Here is a 23,259-nt window from a genome sequence, read left to right as displayed (position 1 = left end):
GCCGCTCATCAGCTGCAACACAAGCGGGTGGCCCGACGGGCCACGCCGGCAACAGGAGAGTGACATGATGCGTAATACCAGAAGCGACATGATGAAACGCACTATGGTGGTCGGGGCGCTGGCTCTGCTGCTCGGGGCCTGCAGCTCGGTCCCCAAGGAGCTGGCCTATGAGCCAGAAAACCAGCTGGTGGCCTATCAGCCCGCCCTTGGCGGAATGGAGGGCAAACCGGCCCGCTGGAGCGGCGTTATCTCGGCGGTACACAACAAGGCGGATCAGAGCGTTATTGAAGTGGTCTATCTGCCGCTCAAGTCCAACGGTGTGCCGGAGCAGACCGAGCAGAGCCCGGGCCGTTTTCTGGCCATCATGAAGGGTTTTGTCGATCCGACCCTCTACGCCAAGGGGCGCAGCCTGACAGTGCTTGGCACCATAGGCAAACCGGTTGATAGCCAGATTGGCGAGCACAAGTACCGCTTCTCGGTGCTCAATGTGACGGGCAGCAAGCTGTGGCCGCCAGTCAAGGAGGTGGAGGTGCGCTATATGGACCCCTACTTCTACGACCCCTTCTATGATCCCTTCTGGCCGAGACGGCCGCTGCGTCGTTAAGGCTTGCCATGATTAACGCTATGATGAGCACCAGGCACGAGCGGCTGCTTACGCTGGCGGATGGTCGGCAGGTGGCCTTGCTGGAGAATCAATCCGCTGAGCATGATCAGCAGGGCAAACCCCTGTTGATCGCCTTGCATGGCTGGCTCGACAACAGTGCCAGCTTCTTGCCGCTGGCGCCCCATCTGGGGGATTTTCACCTCATCTGTGTCGATCTGCCGGGGCACGGTCACTCCGATCACAAAACCACCCCTTATGTCTTTGTTGACTGGCTGGACGATCTCTACCAGATCGTGCAGGCGGCAGGCTGGTCGCGCTTCACTCTGCTCGGTCACTCCCTCGGGGCGCTGATCGCCTCCGCCTATGCCGGGGTGTTCCCCGAACAGGTGGAGCGGTTGGTCATGCTGGAGGGGCTGGGGCCGCTGAGCCAGCCCGATGAGGAGGTACCTGCCCAGCTGCGACGTGCAATTTTAAACCGCAGCCGCACCCGGGAGCGCAGTGCCAACGGCTTTGCCTCCATCGATGAGGCTGTCGCCGCCCGTTGCAAAGTGGCGGATATCACGCCGCAGGCGGCGCGTCTTATCTGTGAACGGCAGCTTGAGATGAGGGCAGGGCGCTGGCACTGGCGCAGCGACCCCCGCTTGCGGGATCTGTCGCCCCTGAGAATGAGCGAAGGACAAGCTCGTGCACTGATGGCGGCTATCCGTTGTCCGGTGCTGTTGATTCAGGGGGAACAGGGCTTTGCTGCGCTTGAAGCCCAATGGCAGGCCCGTCAGGATGCCTTCCAGCAGATCGAGCGGGTCATATTGGGTGGAAACCACCATTTTCATATGGAAAATTCGGTTGATACGGCCGTTTGTATCGTAAAGTTTTGTCAAGTTCGGTAGAATCGCCAGCTTTCAATAATTCCAGGTTTGTTTTCTCCCTCACATTTTTCTGTTGTTAATTTGCTGTTAATTGATGTTGCGCTGTGTAAATATGTGCGGCATTAGAGCATCAGCTTAAAACAACCGATTAAAATGGATGTGAACCGGGACGGAGGCAACACAGTGAGCGCACAGGTGCTAGTTATGCAGGAGAAGTTTGTGGAAAAAGTCTGGCTGAAACGTTATCCGGAAGGGGTCCCCGCCGAGATCAATCCAGACCAATACAGCTCCCTGGTCGAGATGTTCGAATCCTCGGTGACCCAGTTTGCCGATCAGCCCGCCTTCGTCAACATGGGCCAAACCATCACCTACCGCCGACTGGAAGAGCAGTCCCGCGCCTTTGCTGCCTATCTGCAAAACGAGCTGAAGCTGGAGAAAGGGGATCGGGTTGCGGTGATGATGCCGAACCTGCTGCAATATCCCATCGCCGTGTTCGGCATCCTGCGCGCCGGCATGATCGTGGTCAACGTTAACCCGCTCTATACCCCGCGCGAGCTGGAGCATCAGCTCAAAGATTCCGGTGCCAAGGCCATCGTCATCGTCTCCAACTTCGCCCATACCCTGGAAAAGGTGGTCTACGACACCCCGATCAAGCACGTTATCCTGACCCGGATGGGGGACAATCTGGGGCTGGCCAAGGGCACTCTGGTCAACTTCGTGGTCAAGTACGTCAAGAAGCTGGTGCCGAAATACAATCTGCCCCACGCCACCACCATGCGTCAGGCCCTCTCCAAGGGGCGTTTCCTGCAGTACATCAAGCCGGAGATCACCAACGACGATCTAGCCTTCCTGCAGTACACCGGTGGCACCACCGGCCTCTCCAAAGGGGCCATGCTGACCCATCGCAACATGATTGCCAACGTCGAGCAGTGCCTCGGCGTCTACGGTCCCATGCTGGAGCGCGGCAAGGAGTTCGTAGTCACCGCGCTGCCGCTCTATCACGTCTTCGCCCTGACCGTGAACTGCCTGCTCTTTATGCGCATCGGCGGTTACAACCTGCTGATCAGCAACCCGCGCGACATTCCGGGCTTTGTCAAAGAGATCAAGAAGTACCCCTTCACCTGCATTACCGGGGTTAACACCCTGTTCAATGCGTTGGTCAACAACGAAGAGTTTCAGGGGATCGCCTTTGACAAGCTCAAGCTGACCATCGGTGGCGGCATGGCGGTGCAGCGCGCGGTCGCGGAGAAGTGGAAGACGCTGACCGATACCCCGCTGCTGGAAGGCTATGGCCTGACTGAGTGTTCGCCACTGGTGAGCGTCTGCCCCTACGATCTGACTGATTACAACGGTTCCATCGGTCTGCCGGTCTGCTCTACCGAGATCCGGCTGGTGGATGACAACGGTCAGGTGATCCACGCCCTCGGCACCCCGGGCGAGATGCAGGTGCGCGGCCCGCAGGTGATGGTGGGCTACTGGCAGCGTCCCGAGGCGACCGCCGAAGTGATGCAGGATGGCTGGCTCTGTACCGGTGATATCGCCGTGTGCGACGAGCAGGGCTTCTTCAAGATCGTTGACCGCAAGAAGGACATGATCCTAGTCTCCGGTTTCAACGTCTATCCGAACGAGATCGAAGATGTCGTTGCCCTGCACCCGAAAGTGCTGGAAGTGGCCGCTGTCGGTGTGCCACACAAGGTCTCCGGCGAGCTGGTGAAGATCTTTGTGGTCAAGAAAGATGCAAAATTGCAGGAGGACGAGATTATTGCCCACTGCCGCAAACATCTGACTGCCTATAAGGTGCCGAAACTGGTAGAATTTCGTGACGAACTTCCCAAGACCAATGTGGGCAAGATCCTGCGCCGCGTACTGCGCGACGAGGAGATTGCCAAGCAATAACCGGACTGCAGCTGCAGAATTTTCTGCAAACCAGCACCGTCGTTATGCAGAACCGTGGGTCATCCCACGGTTTTTTCTTTTTGGCCCTGATCAACCGCGCAGGCACAGATGCACTATCAACTTATCACTCAGCAAGCCGAACTTGAGCAGTATCTCGCTTCTCTGGCCGACGTTCCCCTGGCTATCGATACTGAATTCGTTCGCACCCGTACCTACTATCCCCAGCTTGGCCTATTCCAGATCTATGACGGCGAGCATCTGGCGCTGCTGGATCCGCTGACGCTGGATCTCTCCGCCCTCTGGCAGCGACTGGGCAGGGAAGGGCAGATCGCCATCCTGCACGCCTCTGGCGAAGATCTGGAGCTTATCCAACATCAGGCGGGCCACCTGCCCAACCAGATGCACGATACCCAGCTGGCTACCGCATTTCTCGGTTACGGTGTCTCGGTCGGCTTTGGGGCGTTGGTGAACGAATTCCTCGGGGTCGAGCTGGAAAAAGATCAGGCGCGCACCGACTGGCTGGCACGCCCGCTTACGCCGCGTCAACTCGAATACGCGGCGGCGGATGTCTTCTACCTGATGCCGCTCTACGAGAAGGTGATGGCCAAACTGCGGGAAAGCGGCAAGTTTGCCTGGTTCGAGCAGGAGTGTCAGAACCACTCCGCCCGAAAGACCCAGGGTAGCGATCCCCGTCAGGCATATCTTGACATCGTCAACGCCTGGCAACTGGGGCGCCGCGAGCTCGCCATCTTGCGTGAGCTGGCCGCCTGGCGCCAGCAAGAGGCGGTGCGCCGGGATCTGGCCCTCAACTTTGTGGTCAAAGAGCTGCACCTGTTCAAGGTGGCAGAGCGTCGTCCTGCCTCCCTGCGGGATCTCAACGAGCTGGGCCTCTCGCCCATCGAGATCAAGATCCACGGCAAGCGGATGCTCGATATCGTCGCCAAGGCGCAGCAGAGCGATCCTGACAGCTGGCCCGAGCCCATTCGCCGGCTGGTGGACTTTCCCCAGTACAAGGCCGAGCTCAAGCGCATCAAGGCCATGGTGGAAGAGAAGGCCAAGGCGAGCAATATTCCGCCCGAGCTGATTGCCAGCAAGAAGATCATTCACCAGTACTTCACCTGGAGCTGGCGGATGAACGACGAAGAGCGGGCCCGCAGCGACAAGCCGATGCTTCTGCAAGGGTGGCGTCATGAGCTGGTCGGTTACCTGCTGGCACAATAAGCCACCTGACGGTTGCACCTATAAATCAATCCTCACCCTCGGGTGGGGATTTTTTTATTTTCAGGGGATATTTAAGATTTAAAATGTCAGAATATCTTGCGGTCGCTTATCAAATAATTGTGGCTCAAGAACAAGAGTTCGAAATAAACGAGCTTATTTTTCGTGACTGTGTTGGCAATAAAAGTTATATATCATTAATTGTCTTGTTAAACTTGATAGTGAAAATTCTTACAAGATAAATAGAGGTAAGTCCGCTACCAATAAGACAGCAAACATGTAGATAGGGTGATGCTTCAATAATTCCATTTCGTATGGCAGATGGGCATACTATAAAAATAGTCAACAAGAAGCACATGGGGATATTGATTGTATGCTGTCTATTTATTGCATTTCTATCATCTGGCCATATGAAAAAACCATATCTATATGCCATAACTAAAAAAATGGTGATCAACAATAGGTAGTATATAACTTGAGGCAGTACATAGGTTAGTAAGCTGCTGTAAATGGCCTGAATGGGGACAAACTCAGCTCTATATATTATCTCAAATACGATATTAACGAGTAGTATTATTATCCCATGAATGATTGTTGGGCGTTTGTAATCTCTGATTCTATATCTGGCTCGTGACTTCTTCAGGAAAAAAATAAATAACAATATGGCAATAGCTAAAGCAAGATACATTTTTGTTCCCAAGTTTTGATGGTCAGAGACAAATCATGGTGAATTATAAAGACTCGCTTGTACCTATAGCAATGAGGACTTCAGAAAAAAGGAAAAGGCAGCGGAACACCGCTGCCTTTTTTGATCACCAGATAGGCTGGGTCAGGTAGGGGTTGCTCACCTTCTCGCGGCCGAAGGTGGAGCTGGGGCCGTGGCCCGGAATAAAGACGATTTCGTCACCCAGCGGCAGCAGGGTCTCGGTGATCGACTTGATCAGCGTGCCGTGATCGCCACGGGGGAAGTCGGTGCGGCCGATGCTGCCGGCAAAGAGCACGTCGCCAACCCAGGCGAGTTTTTCGGCCTGGTTCAGCAGCACGATATGGCCCGGGGTGTGGCCTGGGCAGAAGTAGACCTCCAGCTCGCACTGGCCAAGCTGCACCTTGTCACCCTGCTCAAGCCAGCTATCCGGCGTGAAGGCGGGGGTATGGGCGAAGCCGAACATCTGGCTCTGCTGGGGCAGCATGTCGAGCCAGAAGGCGTCCTCCTTGTGGGGGCCGGTAATGGCGACGCCGGTTTTTTCCCGCAGCTCGGCGGCGGCACCAACGTGATCCAGATGACCGTGGGTCAGCAGGATATGAGTTAGGGTCAGGCCGCGCTTGGCGATGGCAGCCAGCAGTTTGTCCGCTTCGCCGCCCGGATCGATCAGGGCCGCCTGATGGGTCTCGTCACACCAGATGAGGGAGCAGTTCTGGGCGAACTGGGTGACCGGGATCACCTCGAATTTCAACATAGAGTTCCTCTCTTGGGATGGGTCAGCCGCGCAGCGCGCTGGCATGCTGCTCGGCGAAATAGTCGAGACAGGCCTGTTTGTCACCGCGGAATACGATGCGCTCCTGCTTGTTGCCAAGCTGATAGAGATACATGGGGTCGTAGTAGCGGGTCAGCAGCAACGTAATCCAGGTCAGATGCAGCCCGGTATCGCCGCTCTTTTCCTGCTCGGTGAGGGCGGTCTGCATCAGGGCATCCAGCTCGCGGTGGGCCTGATCGCCGAGGCGGCGCTTGAGGCGGGCCAGCGCATCGGTGAGGTAGGCAGCAAACAGCGGCCAACCGGCTTCCTGGCCATACATGGCTTGATAGCGCAGCCAGAGATCGTGCACGTAATCTTCACGGATCTGCTCGGCCCGATCGATTTGCGGAACGTCCACCACCACCAGCGGTGCCTGACTCATGGCCTCATGGAGGGAGAGGGGCAGGCAGCAGCGGCCGATCAGGCGGCTCTCGTCCTCGACCACGAAGGTCTGCTCGCCGCGATGGCGGCGCTTGAGCAGTTCGATGGCGAGGTTGTTTTCAAAGTTGATGTTGCTGGGCTGGCCGCCGGGCAGTTGACCGAAGGAGGAGCCCCTGTGATGGGCGTGCCCCTCCAAATCCACCGCCTGGGTCACCTGATCGAGCATATGGGTCTTGCCGGAGCCGGTCATGCCGGTCAGCACGCTCCAGTGACACTCGGCAGAGGCCTTGTCCTGGGTGTCGATCAGGAAACGGCGCAGCTCCTTGTAGCCACCGGCGACGCGGGGGCGAGTCACCCCCGCTTCAGCCAGCCACTGTTGTACGGTTTGCGAGCGCAGGCCGCCGCGAAAGCAGTAGAGCACGGCATCGGGCTGCTGGCGCAACTGCGCCAGCCAGCCTTCGAGTCGCTCGGCACGTACTGCTCCCCCCACCAGCTTGTGTCCAAGCTCAATGGCGGCGGCCTGACCCTGCTTCTTGAAGCAGGTCCCCACCTGGGCGCGCTCATCGTCTGTCATCAAGGGCAGATTGGTCGAGCAGGGGAAGGCCCCCTCCTTGAACTCGATGGGGGCGCGCACATCAATCAACGGCACATCGTCCAAAAAGAGTTGGGCGTAGTCCGTGGCCAGTGGCAATTCACTCATTGGACAATCTCGATAAAGCGGGAGCCCTCAAGGGGCTTGATCTGGCCGATGGGTGAGAGTGCAAGGCCAGCTTCGCGCGCGATGGCGAGCAGCTCGGCTTCGCTCTCTTTCCCCACGGCGACCAGCAGGCCGCCACTGGTTTGCGGGTCGCACATGATGTTGCGGGTGCGATCGTCCATGGCATCGAGCTTGTGGCCGTAGGAGTCGTGATTGCGCAGGGTACCGCCCGGGACGCAGCCCTCGGCGAGGTAGTAATCCACCTCATCAAGCAGCGGCAGCGCCTTGAAGTCGAGGCGGGCGCTGACATTGGATCCTTCGCACATCTCCAGCAGATGGCCCGCCAGACCAAAGCCGGTGACGTCGGTCATGGCGTGGACACCCGGCAGCTCGGCAAAGCGCTGGCCGATCTTGTTGAGGGTGCACATGGCATTGGGGGCCAGTTGCTCGTGTTCGGGTTTCAGCTTGCCCTTCTTCTGGGCGGTGGTGAGGATGCCGATACCGAGGGGCTTGGTCAGATAGAGGGTGTCACCCACCTTGGCGGTGTCGTTCTGCTTGATGGCATTCAGAGGCACGATACCGGTGACCGCGAGGCCGAAGATGGGCTCTGGGGCATCGATACTGTGACCACCGGCCAGCGAAATGCCCGCTTCATGGCACACCTGACGGCCGCCATCGATCACCTGCTGGGCTACTTCCGGCGCCAGGGTATTGATGGGCCAGCCGAGGATGGCGATGGCAACGATAGGCTTGCCGCCCATGGCGTAGATATCGCTGATGGCGTTGGTGGCGGCGATGCGGCCAAAGGTGAAGGGGTCATCGACGATGGGCATGAAGAAGTCGGTGGTGGAGACAATGCCCTGACCGTTGCCGATATCGACCACGGCCGCGTCATCCTTGCTGCTGTTGCCAACGATCAGGGTCGGGTCGTTGAAGCCCGGGATCTGGCTCTTGAGTATGGTGTCGAGTACCTTGGGAGAGATTTTGCAGCCGCAGCCAGCGCCGTGGCTGTATTGGGTCAGACGAATGGAAGACATACTTACCCCTTTTATTTGCAAACAGAGCAGAGGCTCTGTGGAGCCGTCTTGGTCAATGGGCGGCCTTGTAGAGAGAATGACAAGAAGCCGCAAATATGGGTGGCCTCGGTGCCAACAGGGGCAGCGATGACTGGCAGTTATGAAGGACCGCCAGGCCGGACGGGGAAGAAAAGGGCGACAAGGTGCGCCAGCGCAGCCCCGCCAAGGGCCACAGGACGGGGCATTATGCCACATTTGCCCCTTGGGGTTCGAACAGGAATTCACATAAATAGCAGGGAATTGCCCGCACTTGCCTGTCATCGGTCTGGATCCGGCGCTGGCTGATTGATTGCAGTACAGATGCAACAAAGAGAACGTCAAAGTGCAACAGCGCGTGCAACCACAACCCCGCGGAGGAGAGCTTAGTGACCACCACATTTTTGGTTAACCACCCCATTACCACGGCGCAGTTTGCGGCGTTGTTGGCGCAGACCTCGCTGGGGGCGAGACGGCCGCTGGACCATCCGGCCACCCTGCAGGGCATGCTGGATAACGCCAATCTGCTGATCACCGCCTGGCAGGGCGAGACCTTGGTCGGGGTGGCCCGTTCGGTGACCGATTTTCATTTTTGTTGTTACCTCTCGGATCTGGCGGTGGCCGAGTCGGTGCAGGGGCAGGGGATTGGCAAAGCACTTATTCGCGAGACATTCTTGCAATTGCAGCCGGGCTGCAAGCTGATCCTGCTGGCCGCGCCGCAGGCGGTTGCATACTACCCCAAGCTTGGATTTAGCCAGTACCCGAGCGCCTGGGTGATGAGCAATCTGGATGAACTGGTACTGGATGAGTTGGCATAAAACCGTCAACTCATCCAGACAGGGCGAGATTAGCTTATCCGGCCCGCTCCAGCGCCGGTTGCCGTGACTTGCCCCAGCGGCGCAGGCGCCGTTGCAGTGGTCGCTCCAGCAGGTTGTAGCTCAAGGCAGAGAGTCCGATCAGCACCGCCAGCATCAGCAAGGTTGCCACTACCCCCAGCAGCGGGTTGGTCTGGCCATACCACCATTCGGTGATCCCCGGCGCCAGAGAGTGGATGAGCTCGCACCCGGTGAGCAGCACCAGCGCATGGAGCAGGTAGATGGAGTAGGAGAGATCCCCCAGCCAGTTGGTGAAGCGGTTATCCAAAAGGCGCAGCAGCGGACTCCGGCGCTCCCCCTGGGCGGCGGCAATCCAGATCAGCAGCACGTAGGAGGCGATCAGTAGCAGGGTCAGCTGCGGCGTCATGGTGAACTGCATCAGCGCGAAGGGCTGCACAAAGGCGACCAGCAGTGGCAGGTCTCGCTTCATCATGGGCGAGCCTTTCGCGGCCTTGACCCTCGGCAGCAGCCAGAGGCCGAGCACGAATTCACTTACTCCGCGTCCCACCGCCAGCGCCCCGCTGGTGACATCCAGGGTGCCGCGACTGTGCACGATAAAGGCCAGCACCGTCAGCGCCAGCAGGGGGGCGAGATGGCTCCAGCGACTGCGGGTCACCGCCAGCGGGATCAGCAGCGGGAACAGCAGGTAGCTGATCCACTCCACGCTCAGGGACCAGGCGGCGAAGTTCCAGGTCAACCCGTGATCGGTGACCACCTGCAGCAGCAGTAAGGCGCTGGGCAGCGCTTCGGCTGGCGTGAAGGGCGAACCGAAAGGCGGCATCCCTTCCCACTCCCACATCTTGAACAAGGGGCCGGCATAGAAGCCTACTCCGTGCTGCGCCTTGTAAAGTTCCCAGCCGACCAGCAACAGCAGGGTTACCAGGTAGAGGGGGTAGACGCGGGTCAGCCGCAGCCAGAGAAAACGGCCATAGCTCACGGTGCGGGGTGTGCGGGTGAAGGCCTCCCCATAGACATGGGCCAGCACCACGCCGCTCAAAATAAAGAACAGATCGACCCAGAGGTAGCCGTTCTCGATGAGTTGGGTGTGGCCTGCGATCGGCTCCATCCACTGGGGAAAGAGTAATAATCGGGCATGGAACAGCACCACCATCAGGGCAGCGATGCCCCGCAGCGGCGTTAACAGCGGCAATGATTGATTCATATCGGGATCCCTTGTGATGTTCAGCTTGGCCTGACATCGATTTTTGTTGTTGTACCGTCCATCAATCCTGATGGGACGGTTGCCCCGGCTTGGCTGCCGCAGGCGGGATCACACTACGGAAAAGAGAGTCATACGGGTGTGATTTAAATCATAAATGTGCAGTTATTGTGCAAAAAATTTAAACAGATAAAGACGTGGGACGCAGGCAGGGAAAGAGGAGGAGAGAGAGCACCCATAAAGCAGAGAGGGTGGTCAACGGGGCGAGGGTCAGGTCTATAGGGGTTAAGCAAAACAATCAGGCCCGCAAGGGGCCTGATTGATCATAAGGGGAGGGTGGTTGCCGATCAGCGGGCGCGTACCACCAGACCCTTGAGGTAGAAGCCTTCCGGATAGGCGGTACCGATGGGGTGATCGGAGGCCTGGGAGAGCAGCTCCAGGATCTGGGCATCGCGACCGGCATCGAGCGCCGCATCGGCGACGATCTTCTGGAACAGGCTCTGCTCCATCAGGCCGGAGCAGGAGTAGGTCAGCAGCACGCCACCCGGCGCCAGCAGCTGGAACGCCAGCATGTTGATGTCCTTGTAGCCTCGGCAGGCACCCAGCAACTGGGCCTTGCTCTCGGCGAATTTGGGCGGATCCAGCACGATGACGTCGAACTTCTCGCCCTTCTCGCGATATTCCCGCAGCAGCTTGAACACGTCGTGACGGACAAACTGGGTGTTGCTGGTATCCAGCCCGTTCAGCTCGGCATTCTGGCGGGCAATATCCAGCGCATACTGGGAGAGATCGACGTTGACCACTTCCTTGGCGCCGCCCTTGAGGGCATAAACGCCAAAACCGCCGGTGTAGCAGAAGCAGTTGAGCACCCGCTTGCCTTCGGTGTACTTGGCGGCAGCCTGACGGTTGTCACGCTGATCCAGATAGAAACCGGTTTTGTGGCCGTTGCGAATATCCACCAGGATCTTGACGCCGCCATTCTCCTCGATGACCACCGGCTCGTTCGGGGTCTCGCCATAGATAACGCCGGTGCGCTCTTTCAGCCCTTCCTTCTTGCGCACTGCCACATCGGAGCGCTCATAGATGCTGCACTCTGGGTAGAGGGTACGCAGTGCTTGCGTTATCAGCTCACGCTGGAACTCGGCACCGGCAGAGAGGATTTGGCACACCAGAAAATCGGCATAACGGTCGATGGTCAGACCCGGCAGGCCGTCGGATTCGGCGGCGCACAGGCGATAACCAGTGAGGCCCTGACGCTTGATCAGCGGATCGCGAGACTCCTGCGCATATTTGAGGCGACGGATAAAGAAGTCGAGATCGACGGTCTCATCCTTGTCGAAGGTCCAGACCCGGGCACGGATCTGGGAGCTGCCTGACCAGGCGCCACGGGCGAGCCACTTGCCATCGTTGGCATAGATCTCGACGGTATCGCCGTCAATGGGGTTGCCCTGAACCCGCTCAATCCCCTTGGAGAAGATCCAGGGGTGGCGACGCAGCAGGGATTTTTCGCGGCCTTTGACGAGATAGATGGAAGCGCTCATGGATGTTTGCCGATGGTAGAAAGAAAAGGGGCCACATTCTATGTGCAATAGTGCGGCTAAGCCAGCCTTTGCTGGTATATGGCAGAGTGACGAATTGTACGTCTGGACAACGCCCGAGTGTTGCATATGCAAGATTTGCAGAATCTCAATGTTGGCGTTTTACGCTGTTTATCTTATATGTCACAGTTGGTTGTGCTTGTTTTTTGTTCAGTGCTGGTCGCTATGTGTGCACAATGTAGTCAATAAAGCGTTTTAACCTTACTTTATAGTGATTTTCGCTAAAGAGTCATTTGATGATGTCGATAGTGGGGAAGACCATTTTGAATCTTTCCTGTATCGAGCTGTCCATGTCCCTCTCCATCGCTACCAATATTTCTGCCCTCAATGCTTCTCGCCATCTTGGTCAATCATCCAACATGCTGGATTCGGTATATCGACGACTCTCATCCGGCTTGCGCATCAACAGTGCCGCTGATGATGCAGCAGGCTTGCAGATCAGTAATCGCCTCACCAGTGAAGTGAACGGGACCAACACCGCTATTCGCAACGCCAATGATGGGATCTCGGTGATCAACGTCGCCGATGGGGCGCTTGATGAGTCGGTGAACCTGATGCAGCGGATGCGCACCCTGGCACTGCAGTCGGGAAGCGGTGCCAATACGGCAGAGGATCGCGTAGCCCTGAATGCTGAGTTCAAGCAACTGCAGTTGGAGATGGACCGGATTGCCACAGGTACCCGGTTTGCCGGACAGGATCTGCTGGCGGGGAGTTACGAAGGTATCTTCTTGGTCGGTGCCTATGCAGGACAGAATACCGTCATTACCGATCTCAATGCCCAGACCAAAAATCTGGGGGAGATGGAGTGGCGAGCGCGCAGTCCGGCAGGAAGCAAGCCAGGGGCGTATGACATTGCTGATCTCAAGCTTTCATCTCAGCCTATCACCCTTAATGGCGTCACTTTTGACAAGGACTATTCAACCCTGGAAGCGTTCGTGGCAGATATTAATGGCACCACCTTTCCCAATAATCAGGGGCCGGTACAAGCGCAACAACTGCCATTTTCTGTCGCCTCTGCGGTCGATTTATCCGCATTACCCTCCTATATCGATGTGGCGGGTCACTCTGTGGATTTGACCACAGGCATTGATATGACCGGATGGGATCCGGTCAATCCGACAGCAAAAAATAGTGCCATCATGGCAACCGTGGTTCAACGCATCAACAGTACTGCGCAATCGGCAGGTCTAGGTTTTTATGTGAGTGCCTCCAACAACAGCAATCCCGCCAGCAATGCGTTGACCATGCATAGCGCTCAGGGCAACAGCCTTGCGCTGGCCAATGGCACAACCCCCCCTCCGCAGCCAGCACCACCGGCGCCTCCGGTGATCAGTAGTTCCTCTCTGAGCTCTCTGTTACCCGATGTTACATCGACGACGTATATCGGTCAGATGGAGCTGCGCTCATCAGGCGACAAGTATTCCAATATTGATATGCAGGGATCCAGCTTGCATGCGCTTGGCTTTTATCAAGAGGACAAGAAGAAATATACCGTTGATAATATTGATGTTCTTAGTGAAGACAACGCCAGCAGGGCTATCAAAACCCTGGATGTGGGTATGAAACAGCTGGGGGTTCAGCGCGCTCGGCTCGGGGCCCAAGCCAATGCGCTGGATTCACGGGTACGCAATCTGGCCAATGCCAATGAGAACCTCAGCGCTGCCCGCTCAAGGATCCGGGATGCCGACATGGCTGTGGAATCGGCGCGCTTGGTCAGCACCCAAATCTTGCAGCAGGCGAGTGCTTCGATTTTGAGTCAGGCAAACAGTCGCCCCAATGCGGCCCTGAGTTTGCTGCAATCCTGAGCGGGACTGCCAGCCGGCATAGCAATTGGTCGCTATCATTCATGGTCACTATCCATAAAGACAAAGAGGCCACCCAATGGGTGGCCTCTTTTCTTATTGCTTCTTGTTGCCGGATGCTATTCGGCAGCGTCAGAGAGTGATCCCCTTGAGTGCCTGGGTCAGCTCGCTGGCGGTGGCTTTGAGCCCTTGCGTGCCAGCCACCGAGGCGCTGGCGGATTCTTCCACCTGCGCCGCTTCATGGCGTACCTGATCCAGATTGTGGGTGATCTCGGCGGCGACCGAGCTTTGCTCTTCGCTCGAGGTAGCGATCTGGGTGCTCATCTCCAGCACCGCATCGCTGTGGTTGCTCAGTTTTTCGATATCGAGCCCCACTTCGCTGATGAGCTGCTGGCTGCTGGCGGCGCGCCCCACGGTTTTCTCCATGATCTCGTTTAGCGCGCCGGTACCGGTCTGCAGCTCTTCGATCATCTGCTGGATCTCCACCGTCGCCTGCTGGGTACGGCTGGCGAGGGTACGCACTTCATCTGCCACCACCGCAAAGCCGCGACCCTGCTCACCGGCACGGGCCGCTTCGATGGCGGCGTTGAGGGCCAGCAGGTTGGTCTGCTGGGAGATGGCGTTGATCACGTTGACCACCTCGTTGATCCGGTTGGCGTTGTGGGTGAGCCGCTCGACCGCGCCGGAGGCGTTGCCAATCTCGTCGGCCAGGGTGCGGATCGCCTCTATGGTGCGGGCTACCCGGTTGGCGCCATTGGCCGCCTCTTCGCTAGACTGGCGGGTCTGCTGCAGGGTGTCGTTGGCATTGCGCGCCACTTCGCGGATCGCTGCCGACATCTGTTCCATGGCGGTGGCCAGTGAATCCATGTGCTGGCGCTGGGAACGCGCCATGCTCTCGCCTTCGCGGGCATGGTCACGAAACTCGTCGGCGGCCATGGTCAGCGCTTCGGCAGACTCCTCCACCAGTTTGACGATCTGGTGCTGGCGGTCGGTAAAGCGGTCGATGCTGCCCGCCAGGGTGGAGAACTCGTCCCGCACCGGGAAGAAGTTGAGTCGGAAGGTGAGATCGCCTTCCGCCACGGTTTGCAGCGCCTTGTTGGTGGAGTAAAGCGCTCCGGAGACAAAGGTCATCATGTAGTGGATCACCAGTGCCATCAGGGCGGCCAGCGCGCCGATCAGGAGCAGGGTCGAGCCCTGACCCTCCCACATGGAGAGGTTGCCGGTATCGAGATCACCGGTGACGTAGCCCGCCTGACCCGCTGGCGCGGTAAAGAGGTAGTGATCTCCTTGTTGCTGCAACCCGCTGCTGCCTTGCCGGGTCAGACGCAGATCAGCAGGCAACACCAGAGTGGGCTGCTGGCTGACCAGCTGCGCTGTGGTCTCAACCCGTTGCTGCAACTGCGCTACCCGCAGGGAGATCTCCTGCTGATGGCTGGCCGCCAGCATATACCAGCTGAGAAAGGCGATGATGAAGAGAGGTAACCAGAACGCGATATGGAATTTTTCACTGATGGTGAGGTGAATGAGATAGCGGTCAACCCACCGGAATTTAACTTCTTTCATAATGGAGCTGCATCCTGCAGAGATAGAGTGTCGGGCACATTATCGTCTCGGAAAATTTTTTCTTAAGCGGAAGGTGTGAGAAATGGGAGAGCAATCGTTTGTCATTCGGGTGTGGGGGCAGGTGCAGGGGGTGGGATTTCGCTATTTCACCCGCGAGCGGGCGCTGCAACTGGGTTTGCGGGGCCATGCCTACAACCTGGAGGATGGCTCGGTGGAGATCCTCATCAGCGGCCCCGCGCAGGGGGTGCAGATGATGCTGGGTTGGCTGGAGCATGGCCCGCGCACCGCTAGGGTGACCCGGATGGAGTATGAAGAGGCGCTGCCGCCCACCGGTCAGGGCTTTCACACCAACTGAAGGGGCGGAGACGAGATGGACGCTGACAAGGAAGGTCTGTTGCTGACTCAGGCAACAAGCTGGGTCTCCCGTTATCAGGAGGCGGCGCGGGCGGTGCGCGAAGAGGCCAGCGAACCGGCCGTGCATGGCTACCGTATCGCAGCGCGCCGCTTGCTGGCGCTGCTCGCCCTGTGGCGGCCGCTCACCTATCATCCCGAGCTGGAGCGGCGTCTGCTGCGCTCGGTCGGGCGGCTCTCGGCGCTGCGGGATGCTCAGGTCTACGCCGAGCGTTTTGGCAAGCCGCCTGCCAGCACGGGCAATACTCACAAATCTGCCTGTCGCGTACCCCTGTTGTCACGGCGACTGGCCCGCTGGCTCGCGGCGGTGGTGCAGGTGCAGGATGCGCGGGCATTGGCGTTCCTCTATCAGCAGCATCTGGCCCTGTGCCTTGATGAGGCGCAGAGCGCTCTCGATGAACCTATTCCCTGCGTTGGGAGATCTGCCAGCTCCCGTCAGCAACAGTTGCGCCGCTGGCATCAGCTGCGCCTCGAGATCAAGCAGGCCCGTTATGGCGTGGAACTGTTGCTGGATCTGGGGAGTGGGGAGCCCGGCTGGTTGAGTACCCTGGCTCACTGGCAGGAGCGACTCGGCCAGTTGCAGGATTGGCGGCAATGGCGGCGGAGGTTGCGAGCCGAGCAGGGGAACAACCACAAGCAGGCGAAACTGCGGCAGCAGTTGAAGGGGAAGATCACCGCCCGTTTGCGTCAACTGGACTGCCAGCAGGCGGAGCTGGTGGCGCTCAAACTGACGATGCTGGCAGGCCACAACATGAATGACATGCCAAGTCGGCTGGTCAGGTATTCAGAACAAAATGTATCGCCCGCGAATCCCTGTTGTTGATAGCCCCGAGACCGCAATCTGCGGAAGTCATCCGCGACCAGCATCTACAAAAACTATCCAGGCCAAACAGGTGAGACAAAAAAAAGAGAGGCTGTTTGGCCTCTCTTCTCTATCTGGCTGTGGTCGCAGTCAGCGATATGCTTACTTGACGCGCATACCAGGCTGGGCGCCTTCCTGTGGCTCCAGGATCCAGAGATCCTTGCCGCCCGGGCCTGCGGCCAGCACCATGCCTTCGGACATGCCGAAACGCATTTTGCGCGGCGCCAGGTTGGCCACCATCACGGTCAGCTTGCCTTCCAGATCTTCCGGGTTGTAGGCGGACTTGATACCGGCAAACACCTGACGGGTTTCACCGCCGATATCCAGTTGCAGCTTGAGCAGCTTCTCGGCTTCCGGTACCGCTTCGGCCTTCTTGATCAGCGCGACGCGCAGGTCAATCTTGGCGAAGTCGTCATAGGTGATGGTTTCGCTGATGGGGTCATCAGCCAGCGGGCCGGTCACTTTCGGTGCCTGCTCCTTGGCCAAATCTTCCTTGGAGGCCTCGATCATGGCTTCAATTTTGGCCGGCTCAATGCGGGAGAAGAGGGCCTTGAACGGTGCAACGGTGTGATTGACCAGCGGCATCTCGATGCCATCCCAGCTGAGGGTTTCGGCCAGGAAGGCTTCGGCACGCTCGGCCAGCAGCGGCATGACGGGCTTGAGGTAGGCCATCAGCACGCGGAACAGGTTGATGCCGACGGAGCAGACAGCTTGCAGCTCGGCATCAGCGCCTTCCTGCTTGGCGATAACCCAGGGCGCCTTGTCGTCCACGTAGCGGTTGGCCTTGTCGGCCAGCGCCATGATTTCGCGGATGGCGCGGCTGAACTCGCGGCTCTCATAGGCTTCCGCAATGGCGGTACGGGCGTTGGCGAACTCGGCGTAGAGCTCGGGTTCGGCGCAGGTTGCCGCCAGCTTGCCGCCAAAACGCTTGGCGATAAAACCGGCGTTGCGGGAGGCGAGGTTGACCAGCTTGTTGACCACGTCGGCGTTGACGCGCTGCACGAAATCTTCGAGGTTCAGGTCCAGATCATCGATGCGGCTGTTGAGCTTGGCGGCGTAGTAGTAACGCAGGCACTCCGGATCCAGGTGGTTCAGGTAGGTAGATGCCTTGATAAAGGTGCCCTTGGACTTGGACATCTTGGCGCCGTTGACGGTTACATAGCCGTGCACGTTGACCTTGGTCGGCTTGCGGAAGTTGGCACCTTCCAGCATGGACGGCCAGAACAGGCAGTGGAAGTAGGCGATGTCCTTGCCGATGAAGTGGTAGAGCTCGGCGTCGGAGTCCGCTTTCCAGTAGCTGTCAAAGTCGATGTCGCCACGCTTGTTGCACAGGTTCTTGAAGGAAGCCATGTAACCGATGGGAGCATCCAGCCAGACGTAGAAGTACTTGCCCGGGGCGCCGGGAATTTCGAACCCGAAGTAGGGGGCATCACGGGTGATGTCCCACTGCTGCAAACCGCTTTCGAACCACTCCTGCATCTTGTTAGCCATCTCTTCCTGAATGGCGCCGGAGCCGCGCACCCACTCAGAGAGCCATTTTTCAAACTGCGGCAGGTCGAAGAAGAAGTGCTCGGAGTCCTTCATTACCGGAGTCGCGCCGGAGACGGCAGATTTCGGATCGATAAGCTCAGTCGGGCTGTAGGTGGCGCCGCAGCTGTCGCAGTTGTCGCCATACTGATCCGGAGATTTGCACTTGGGGCAGGTTCCCTTGACGAAACGATCCGGCAGGAACATGGATTTTTCCGGATCGAACAGCTGGGAGATGGTGCGGCTCTTGATAAAGCCACCATTTTTCAGGCGGCCATAGATCAGCTCCGCCAGCTCGCGGTTCTCGTCGCTGTGGGTGGAGTGATAGTTGTCAAAGCTGATGTTGAACCCGGCGAAATCGGCCTGGTGCTCCTTGGAGACAGCGGCAATCATCTCTTCCGGGGTGATCCCCATCTGCTGTGCCTTGAGCATGATCGGGGTGCCGTGGGCATCATCGGCACAGATGAAGTGCACCTGATGGCCGCGCATTCGCTGATAACGAACCCAGATATCGGCCTGGATATGTTCCAGCATGTGGCCAAGATGGATGGAGCCATTGGCATAGGGGAGGGCGCAGGTTACCAGCATTTTACGAGGATCAGTTGCCATATTACGTTCTTGATGTGCTTGTTGGGATGATAGAGTGCCGTGCATGTTACCCGAATTGGGGGTAGCCTGCCTAGGGTTGTGGCTGTGCCAACCTTGGCAGCACCTGCCGTTATGATGGCAGGCAAGCCACTGATTTGTGTGCGGTAACCGTTCACCTCAAGATAATGACAAGATAATGAGGAGTTAATGGTGATTGATTCAGTAAAACAGATCCTCGCCGAATTTAAGCCAGCAGGCTGGCACAAGGATCTGGTGGATGCCGGATTCGTTCGCGAGATCATCAATCAGGGTCAGGGGCTTACTATCCGGCTGGTATTGCCGTTTGCCGGTCTCTCGCTGCTCGATCAGCTCAAAGAGAACTACGATGCCAGGCTGCGTAGTGCCACCGGCGCTGCCCGTATCGACTGGGCATTGGAGATTGACGTCGCCAGCATGCCGCGGGCGCAGGGCCTCAATGCCGTGCAGGGCATTCGCAACATCATCGTGGTTGCTTCCGGCAAGGGGGGGGTAGGCAAGTCCACCACCGCAGTCAATCTGGCGCTGGCGCTGCAAAAAGAGGGGGCGCGGGTCGCTATTCTCGATGCCGATATCTATGGCCCTTCCATTCCCACAATGATGGGCACCCTCAAGGAGCGCCCGGTCAGCCATGACGGCAAGCTGATGGAGCCGGTGATGGCCTGCGGCCTCAAGAGCAACAGCATCGGCTATCTGGTCTCCGAGCAGGATGCCACCATCTGGCGTGGCCCGATGGCGAGCAAGGCGCTGGCGCAGATCCTCCATGAGACCCGCTGGGGCGAGGTGGATTATCTGGTGGTAGACATGCCGCCGGGCACTGGCGATATCCAGCTCACCATGGCCCAGCAGGTGCCGACTTCGGCGGCAGTGATCGTCACCACCCCGCAAGATGTGGCGTTGGCCGATGCCCGCAAGGGGATCGCCATGTTCAACAAGGTCGATGTGCCGGTGCTTGGCATCATCGAGAACATGAGTTACCACGTCTGCAGCGCCTGCGGTCACCATGAGCCGCTGTTCGGTACCGGTGGCGGCCAGAAGATGGCTGAGCAGTATCAAGTGGCGCTGCTTGGCCAGTTGCCGCTACACATCGACATCCGCCAGCACATGGATGATGGCTGTCCGACGGTGTTCGGAGCACCGGAAGGAAGCCTGGCTCAGGCCTATTTGAAGCTGGCGCGCAGGGTAGGGGCTGAACTCTTTTTCAGCGCAAAACCGATTGCGACCCCCCTCTATGCCATGGCGCTGGATGAATAATCGGCGGTCGGTCACTTGAAAGGGAATTGAGGGTGGGCATGACCCACCCTTTTTTATATAATGGATCGGTTTAAACCATCCCCACTGCTCTTCTCTTTTAGGTATTTGTCATGTCTGATACTCAACATTCGTGTGTGATCATCGGTATTGCGGGCGCATCTGCGTCTGGCAAAAGTCTTATAGCCCAGACCATTTATGAAGAGCTGGTGGCCGAACTGGGCGCAGGTCAGATTGGTGTGATCACCGAAGATTGCTACTACCGTGATCAGACCCACCTGACCATGGAAGAGCGGGTCAAGACCAACTATGACCACCCCAACGCGCTGGATCACGACCTGCTGGTACAGCACCTGAGCCAGCTGGTCAAAGGTGACGCGGTTGCCATTCCCCAATACTCCTACACCGAACACACCCGTATGAGTGAAGTGACCCCGTTTGCGCCGCGTCGGGTGATCATTCTGGAAGGGATCCTGCTGCTGACCGACAGCCGTCTGCGGGATTTGATGGATGCTTCCATCTTTATGGATACCCCGCTCGACATCTGCCTGTTGCGCCGTCTGGTGCGTGATGTGCAGGAGCGTGGCCGTACCATGGACTCCGTGCTCAAGCAGTACCAGAAGACGGTGCGTCCGATGTTCCTGCAGTTTATCGAGCCGTCCAAACAGTATGCCGATGTGATCGTGCCCCGTGGTGGCAAGAACCGCATCGCCATCGACATGCTCAAGGCGCGTATCCGCCACATGTTGATCGGTTAAGATGAAACAAGCCGGGTGATGCCCGGCTTTTTTAAAAGCACAATTTGTCAGGAGAGTCGCCCAATGCGTCTGTGTGATACCGATATTGAACGCCATCTGGATGAAGGCAAGATCGTCATTGAGCCACGGCCCGGGGTAGAGCGGATCAGTGGTGTCAGTGTCGATGTGCTGCTGGGTAACGAGTTTCGGGTGTTTCGCGATCATACCGCGCCCTATATCGACCTGAGTGGCCCGAGCAGCGAGATGGCCGATGCCATCGATCGGGTGATGAGTGACGAGATCCACATCCCCGATGGGGAAGCCTTCTACCTGCACCCGGGTCAGCTGGCGCTGGCGGTGACCTACGAATCCGTCACCCTGCCTGCCGATATCGTCGGCTGGCTGGATGGCCGCTCTTCACTGGCGCGGCTGGGTCTGATGGTGCACGTGACCGCGCACCGGATCGATCCGGGTTGGTCCGGTCGCATCGTGCTGGAGTTCTACAACGGCGGCAAACTGCCGCTGGCGCTGCGTCCGAAGATGAAGATCGGCGCCTTGAACTTCGAGATGCTCTCCGGCGTCGCGGCCCGTCCCTACAACAAGCGGGAAAATGCCAAGTACAAGAGCCAGCAGGGCGCCGTTGCCAGCCGTATCAATCAGGACTGATAACTGGCAACACGGCAACGATTCAAGGGAGCACAAGGTGCTCCCTTTTTGCATCTGGAATCAAACGGATATGGGGTTGATGGTGCTGGTCGGATGAGATTGGCGGGGCAGGGACGTTTTATCACCACTTTCGCCCGTTTTTCTGTCATAAAAACGTCATAAAAATGAAATTATTGGCTTAATTGTCAGCTATTTTTGCCCTTTCCCGCAATCATAGGTGGCTTTAATTAATCGATGGCAAGCCGCATAAAGACTGGCTCTAGGATATTTTTTTCCAAAAAGCTCTTTTTTTTTATGGCTGAAATATTTCAATGGTGGCTATGGTGTTGGCCGCCATCTGGCATAATCCGCCGCAACTCATAAACAGGCTTTTTTTTATGTTTGAAATGTTTAGTGGTTTGGGTTTGTGGTGGTCAATCGGTTTGGTATTGGCCGTTTTTTTTGTGCTTGCCTATGAATTTATCAACGGCTTTCACGATACCGCCAACGCGGTAGCAACGGTTATCTATACCAAGGCGATGCCAGCTCACCTGGCGGTTGTCGCATCGGGGATCTTCAACTTTTTTGGCGTCATGTTCGGCGGTCTGGGGGTGGCCTATGCCATTGTCCATCTGCTGCCTATCGACCTGCTGCTTGGGATGGACTCCACCCAAGGGTTGATCATGGTCTTCTCCTTGCTGTTTTCCGCCATCGTGTGGAACCTGGGCACCTGGTTCTTCGGGATCCCGGCCTCCAGTTCACATACCTTGATCGGTTCCATTCTGGGGGTAGGCGGCGCCTATGCCTGGATCACCCATAAACCGGTGACAGAAGGGATCAACGTGGGCAAAGCGATCGACATCATGCTTTCCCTCATCATCTCTCCCACCATAGGTTTCATCATCGCGGCACTGCTGCTGCTGGCAATGAAACGCATCTGGACCAGCAACAAGATCCACAAAACACCGGAAGAGCGTCAGCTGGTGGATGGCAAGAAGCACCCGCCGTTCTGGGCGCGTCTTACCCTGGTGGCCTCGGCCATGGGCGTCAGCTTCGTGCACGGCTCCAACGATGGCCAGAAGGGGATCGGTCTGGTGATGCTGGTGCTGATCTGCATGGCACCCGCCTATTTCGCGCTGGACATGAACAGCCGCTCTTATGACCTGGATCGGACCCAGGATGCCAACCAGCGCATTATGGAGATCTACCAGCGCAACCAGTCCGCCCTCTCTGGCGTCATCAACTTCTCTGCACCGGCAACGGCTCAGGAAGAGCTGATGACCCACTGCTCCGCCGATGGCGTGCTGCAGGCGATGGCCACCCTGGATGCCCGTCTGGGTGCCGTGCGTACTTATGATCAGATGAGCCTGACTGACCGCCGCGAAGTGCGTCGTCTGCTGCTCTGTATCGATGACACCGCCCGCAAGGCTGCCAAGCTGCCGCTGCCAGCCAAGGAGCTGACCGATCTGGCCAAATGGCGCAAGGATCTGACCGCGACCGCTGAATACGCACCGACCTGGGTGATCGTCTCCATCGCGCTGGCGCTCGGTTGCGGCACCATGGTGGGCTGGCGTCGTATCGTCCATACCGTGGGCGAGAAGATCGGCACCACCGGCATGACCTACAGCCAGGGCATTGCGGCCCAGATCACTGCTGCTACCTCCATCGGGGTTGCCAGTCTGACCGGTATGCCGGTGTCCACCACCCACATCCTCTCTTCTGCGGTGGCGGGTACCATGGTAGCCAACAAATCCGGCCTGCAGAGCCAGACCATCAAGACCATCCTGATGGCCTGGGTGTTGACCCTGCCGTTGACCATGCTGCTCTCCGGCGGCCTGTTCATCGTCAGCCATCATCTGTTTGGCTAAATGCCAATACCATATTCGATAAAGGGCCTGCGGGCCCTTTTTTGTGTTTCCTGTCCTCTCCTGAATACGGTTTACACCTTTCCCCCCAATAAATGAACAGTCCTATGGG

Annotated in this window: 19 protein-coding genes; 12 read left to right on the top strand and 7 right to left on the bottom strand. The window is 58.0% G+C overall.

Translation table 11 applies throughout. The features are described from left to right. The first annotated feature begins 88 nt into the window (after nucleotides 1-88). From ACTG2G_RS20105 to rnd, 4 genes are all read left to right on the top strand, one after another. Nucleotides 89-604 carry a Slp family lipoprotein gene (locus ACTG2G_RS20105; protein WP_021230054.1) on the top strand — a complete coding sequence of 172 codons (516 nt, stop codon included), beginning with the start codon at nucleotides 89-91 and terminating at the stop codon, nucleotides 602-604. Nucleotides 605-612: 8 nt separating this feature from the next. Beyond that, nucleotides 613-1,491, top strand: coding sequence for an alpha/beta fold hydrolase (locus ACTG2G_RS20100; protein WP_201950965.1), 879 nt, complete (start codon nucleotides 613-615; stop codon nucleotides 1,489-1,491). A gap of 198 nt (nucleotides 1,492-1,689) precedes the next feature. After that, nucleotides 1,690-3,366, top strand: coding sequence for a long-chain-fatty-acid--CoA ligase FadD (fadD, locus tag ACTG2G_RS20095; protein WP_085942148.1), 1,677 nt, complete (start codon nucleotides 1,690-1,692; stop codon nucleotides 3,364-3,366). Nucleotides 3,367-3,474: 108 nt separating this feature from the next. Continuing rightward, nucleotides 3,475-4,587: a ribonuclease D gene (rnd, locus tag ACTG2G_RS20090; protein WP_201950968.1), complete on the top strand. Its 1,113-nt coding sequence runs from the start codon at nucleotides 3,475-3,477 to the stop codon at nucleotides 4,585-4,587. An 809-nt stretch (nucleotides 4,588-5,396) separates the two neighbouring features. On the opposite strand, the gene ACTG2G_RS20085 is transcribed toward rnd, so the two are convergent. The 3 genes from ACTG2G_RS20085 to selD are packed head-to-tail and all read right to left on the bottom strand — an operon-like array spanning nucleotide 5,397 to nucleotide 8,213. Beyond that, nucleotides 5,397-6,041: an MBL fold metallo-hydrolase gene (locus ACTG2G_RS20085; protein WP_159143753.1), complete on the bottom strand. Its 645-nt coding sequence runs from the start codon at nucleotides 6,039-6,041 to the stop codon at nucleotides 5,397-5,399. 22 nt (nucleotides 6,042-6,063) lie between these two features. After that, a complete protein-coding gene (gene mnmH / locus ACTG2G_RS20080) occupies nucleotides 6,064-7,179 on the bottom strand; it encodes a tRNA 2-selenouridine(34) synthase MnmH (protein ID WP_439985782.1) in 1,116 nt (371 codons plus the stop codon). Then, nucleotides 7,176-8,213, bottom strand: a complete 1,038-nt coding sequence (selD, locus tag ACTG2G_RS20075; RefSeq protein WP_150997707.1) for a selenide, water dikinase SelD — start codon at nucleotides 8,211-8,213, stop codon at nucleotides 7,176-7,178. The genes mnmH and selD overlap by 4 nt, the downstream gene beginning before the upstream one ends. Before the next feature lie 404 nt (nucleotides 8,214-8,617). On the opposite strand from selD, the gene ACTG2G_RS20070 reads away from it, so the two are divergent. Further along, nucleotides 8,618-9,046 carry a GNAT family N-acetyltransferase gene (locus ACTG2G_RS20070; RefSeq protein WP_439985780.1) on the top strand — a complete coding sequence of 143 codons (429 nt, stop codon included), beginning with the start codon at nucleotides 8,618-8,620 and terminating at the stop codon, nucleotides 9,044-9,046. 34 nt (nucleotides 9,047-9,080) lie between these two features. Here the strand turns inward: ACTG2G_RS20070 and ACTG2G_RS20065 are convergent, their stop codons facing one another. Both ACTG2G_RS20065 and ACTG2G_RS20060 read right to left on the bottom strand, forming a co-directional pair. Beyond that, the gene (locus ACTG2G_RS20065; RefSeq protein ID WP_201950979.1) at nucleotides 9,081-10,265 is read right to left on the bottom strand and encodes an acyltransferase family protein; all 1,185 of its coding nucleotides are present in this window, start codon (nucleotides 10,263-10,265) and stop codon (nucleotides 9,081-9,083) included. A gap of 344 nt (nucleotides 10,266-10,609) precedes the next feature. Next, nucleotides 10,610-11,803: a class I SAM-dependent methyltransferase gene (locus tag ACTG2G_RS20060; RefSeq protein WP_439985779.1), complete on the bottom strand. Its 1,194-nt coding sequence runs from the start codon at nucleotides 11,801-11,803 to the stop codon at nucleotides 10,610-10,612. A gap of 293 nt (nucleotides 11,804-12,096) precedes the next feature. On the opposite strand from ACTG2G_RS20060, the gene ACTG2G_RS20055 reads away from it, so the two are divergent. After that, on the top strand, nucleotides 12,097-13,665 hold the full coding sequence (locus ACTG2G_RS20055; protein ID WP_439985778.1) for a flagellin N-terminal helical domain-containing protein: 1,569 nt from the start codon (nucleotides 12,097-12,099) through the stop codon (nucleotides 13,663-13,665). 129 nt (nucleotides 13,666-13,794) lie between these two features. On the opposite strand, the gene ACTG2G_RS20050 is transcribed toward ACTG2G_RS20055, so the two are convergent. Continuing rightward, nucleotides 13,795-15,225 carry a methyl-accepting chemotaxis protein gene (locus ACTG2G_RS20050; protein ID WP_439985777.1) on the bottom strand — a complete coding sequence of 477 codons (1,431 nt, stop codon included), beginning with the start codon at nucleotides 15,223-15,225 and terminating at the stop codon, nucleotides 13,795-13,797. Between the two features lie 82 nt (nucleotides 15,226-15,307). Between ACTG2G_RS20050 and ACTG2G_RS20045 the strand changes: the two genes are divergently transcribed. Further along, complete coding sequence (locus tag ACTG2G_RS20045) at nucleotides 15,308-15,580, top strand: acylphosphatase (protein ID WP_005345583.1); 273 nt, start codon at nucleotides 15,308-15,310, stop codon at nucleotides 15,578-15,580. A gap of 15 nt (nucleotides 15,581-15,595) precedes the next feature. Continuing rightward, nucleotides 15,596-16,459, top strand: a complete 864-nt coding sequence (locus tag ACTG2G_RS20040; RefSeq protein ID WP_439985776.1) for a CHAD domain-containing protein — start codon at nucleotides 15,596-15,598, stop codon at nucleotides 16,457-16,459. A gap of 141 nt (nucleotides 16,460-16,600) precedes the next feature. Here the strand turns inward: ACTG2G_RS20040 and metG are convergent, their stop codons facing one another. Next, nucleotides 16,601-18,634 carry a methionine--tRNA ligase gene (metG, locus tag ACTG2G_RS20035; protein WP_439985775.1) on the bottom strand — a complete coding sequence of 678 codons (2,034 nt, stop codon included), beginning with the start codon at nucleotides 18,632-18,634 and terminating at the stop codon, nucleotides 16,601-16,603. A 186-nt stretch (nucleotides 18,635-18,820) separates the two neighbouring features. On the opposite strand from metG, the gene apbC reads away from it, so the two are divergent. The 4 genes from apbC to ACTG2G_RS20015 all read left to right on the top strand — a co-directional run bounded on the left by apbC (nucleotide 18,821) and on the right by ACTG2G_RS20015 (nucleotide 23,150). After that, nucleotides 18,821-19,903, top strand: coding sequence for an iron-sulfur cluster carrier protein ApbC (gene apbC, locus ACTG2G_RS20030; RefSeq protein WP_058057670.1), 1,083 nt, complete (start codon nucleotides 18,821-18,823; stop codon nucleotides 19,901-19,903). 110 nt (nucleotides 19,904-20,013) lie between these two features. Continuing rightward, nucleotides 20,014-20,658, top strand: a complete 645-nt coding sequence (gene udk, locus ACTG2G_RS20025) for a uridine kinase (RefSeq protein WP_005345570.1) — start codon at nucleotides 20,014-20,016, stop codon at nucleotides 20,656-20,658. Between the two features lie 63 nt (nucleotides 20,659-20,721). After that, nucleotides 20,722-21,303: a dCTP deaminase gene (gene dcd, locus ACTG2G_RS20020; protein ID WP_005336719.1), complete on the top strand. Its 582-nt coding sequence runs from the start codon at nucleotides 20,722-20,724 to the stop codon at nucleotides 21,301-21,303. Nucleotides 21,304-21,680: 377 nt separating this feature from the next. Continuing rightward, nucleotides 21,681-23,150 (top strand): inorganic phosphate transporter, encoded by a 1,470-nt coding sequence (locus ACTG2G_RS20015; protein WP_181224080.1) that lies wholly within the window; start codon nucleotides 21,681-21,683, stop codon nucleotides 23,148-23,150. The last annotated feature ends 109 nt before the right edge of the window (nucleotides 23,151-23,259 follow it).

This window comes from Aeromonas sp. 55A, assembly GCF_051919665.1.
Taxonomy (GTDB): domain Bacteria; phylum Pseudomonadota; class Gammaproteobacteria; order Enterobacterales; family Aeromonadaceae; genus Aeromonas; species Aeromonas veronii.
The sequence above is the reverse complement of the archived record's forward strand: the minus strand, read 5'-3'. Positions and strand labels throughout refer to the sequence as shown.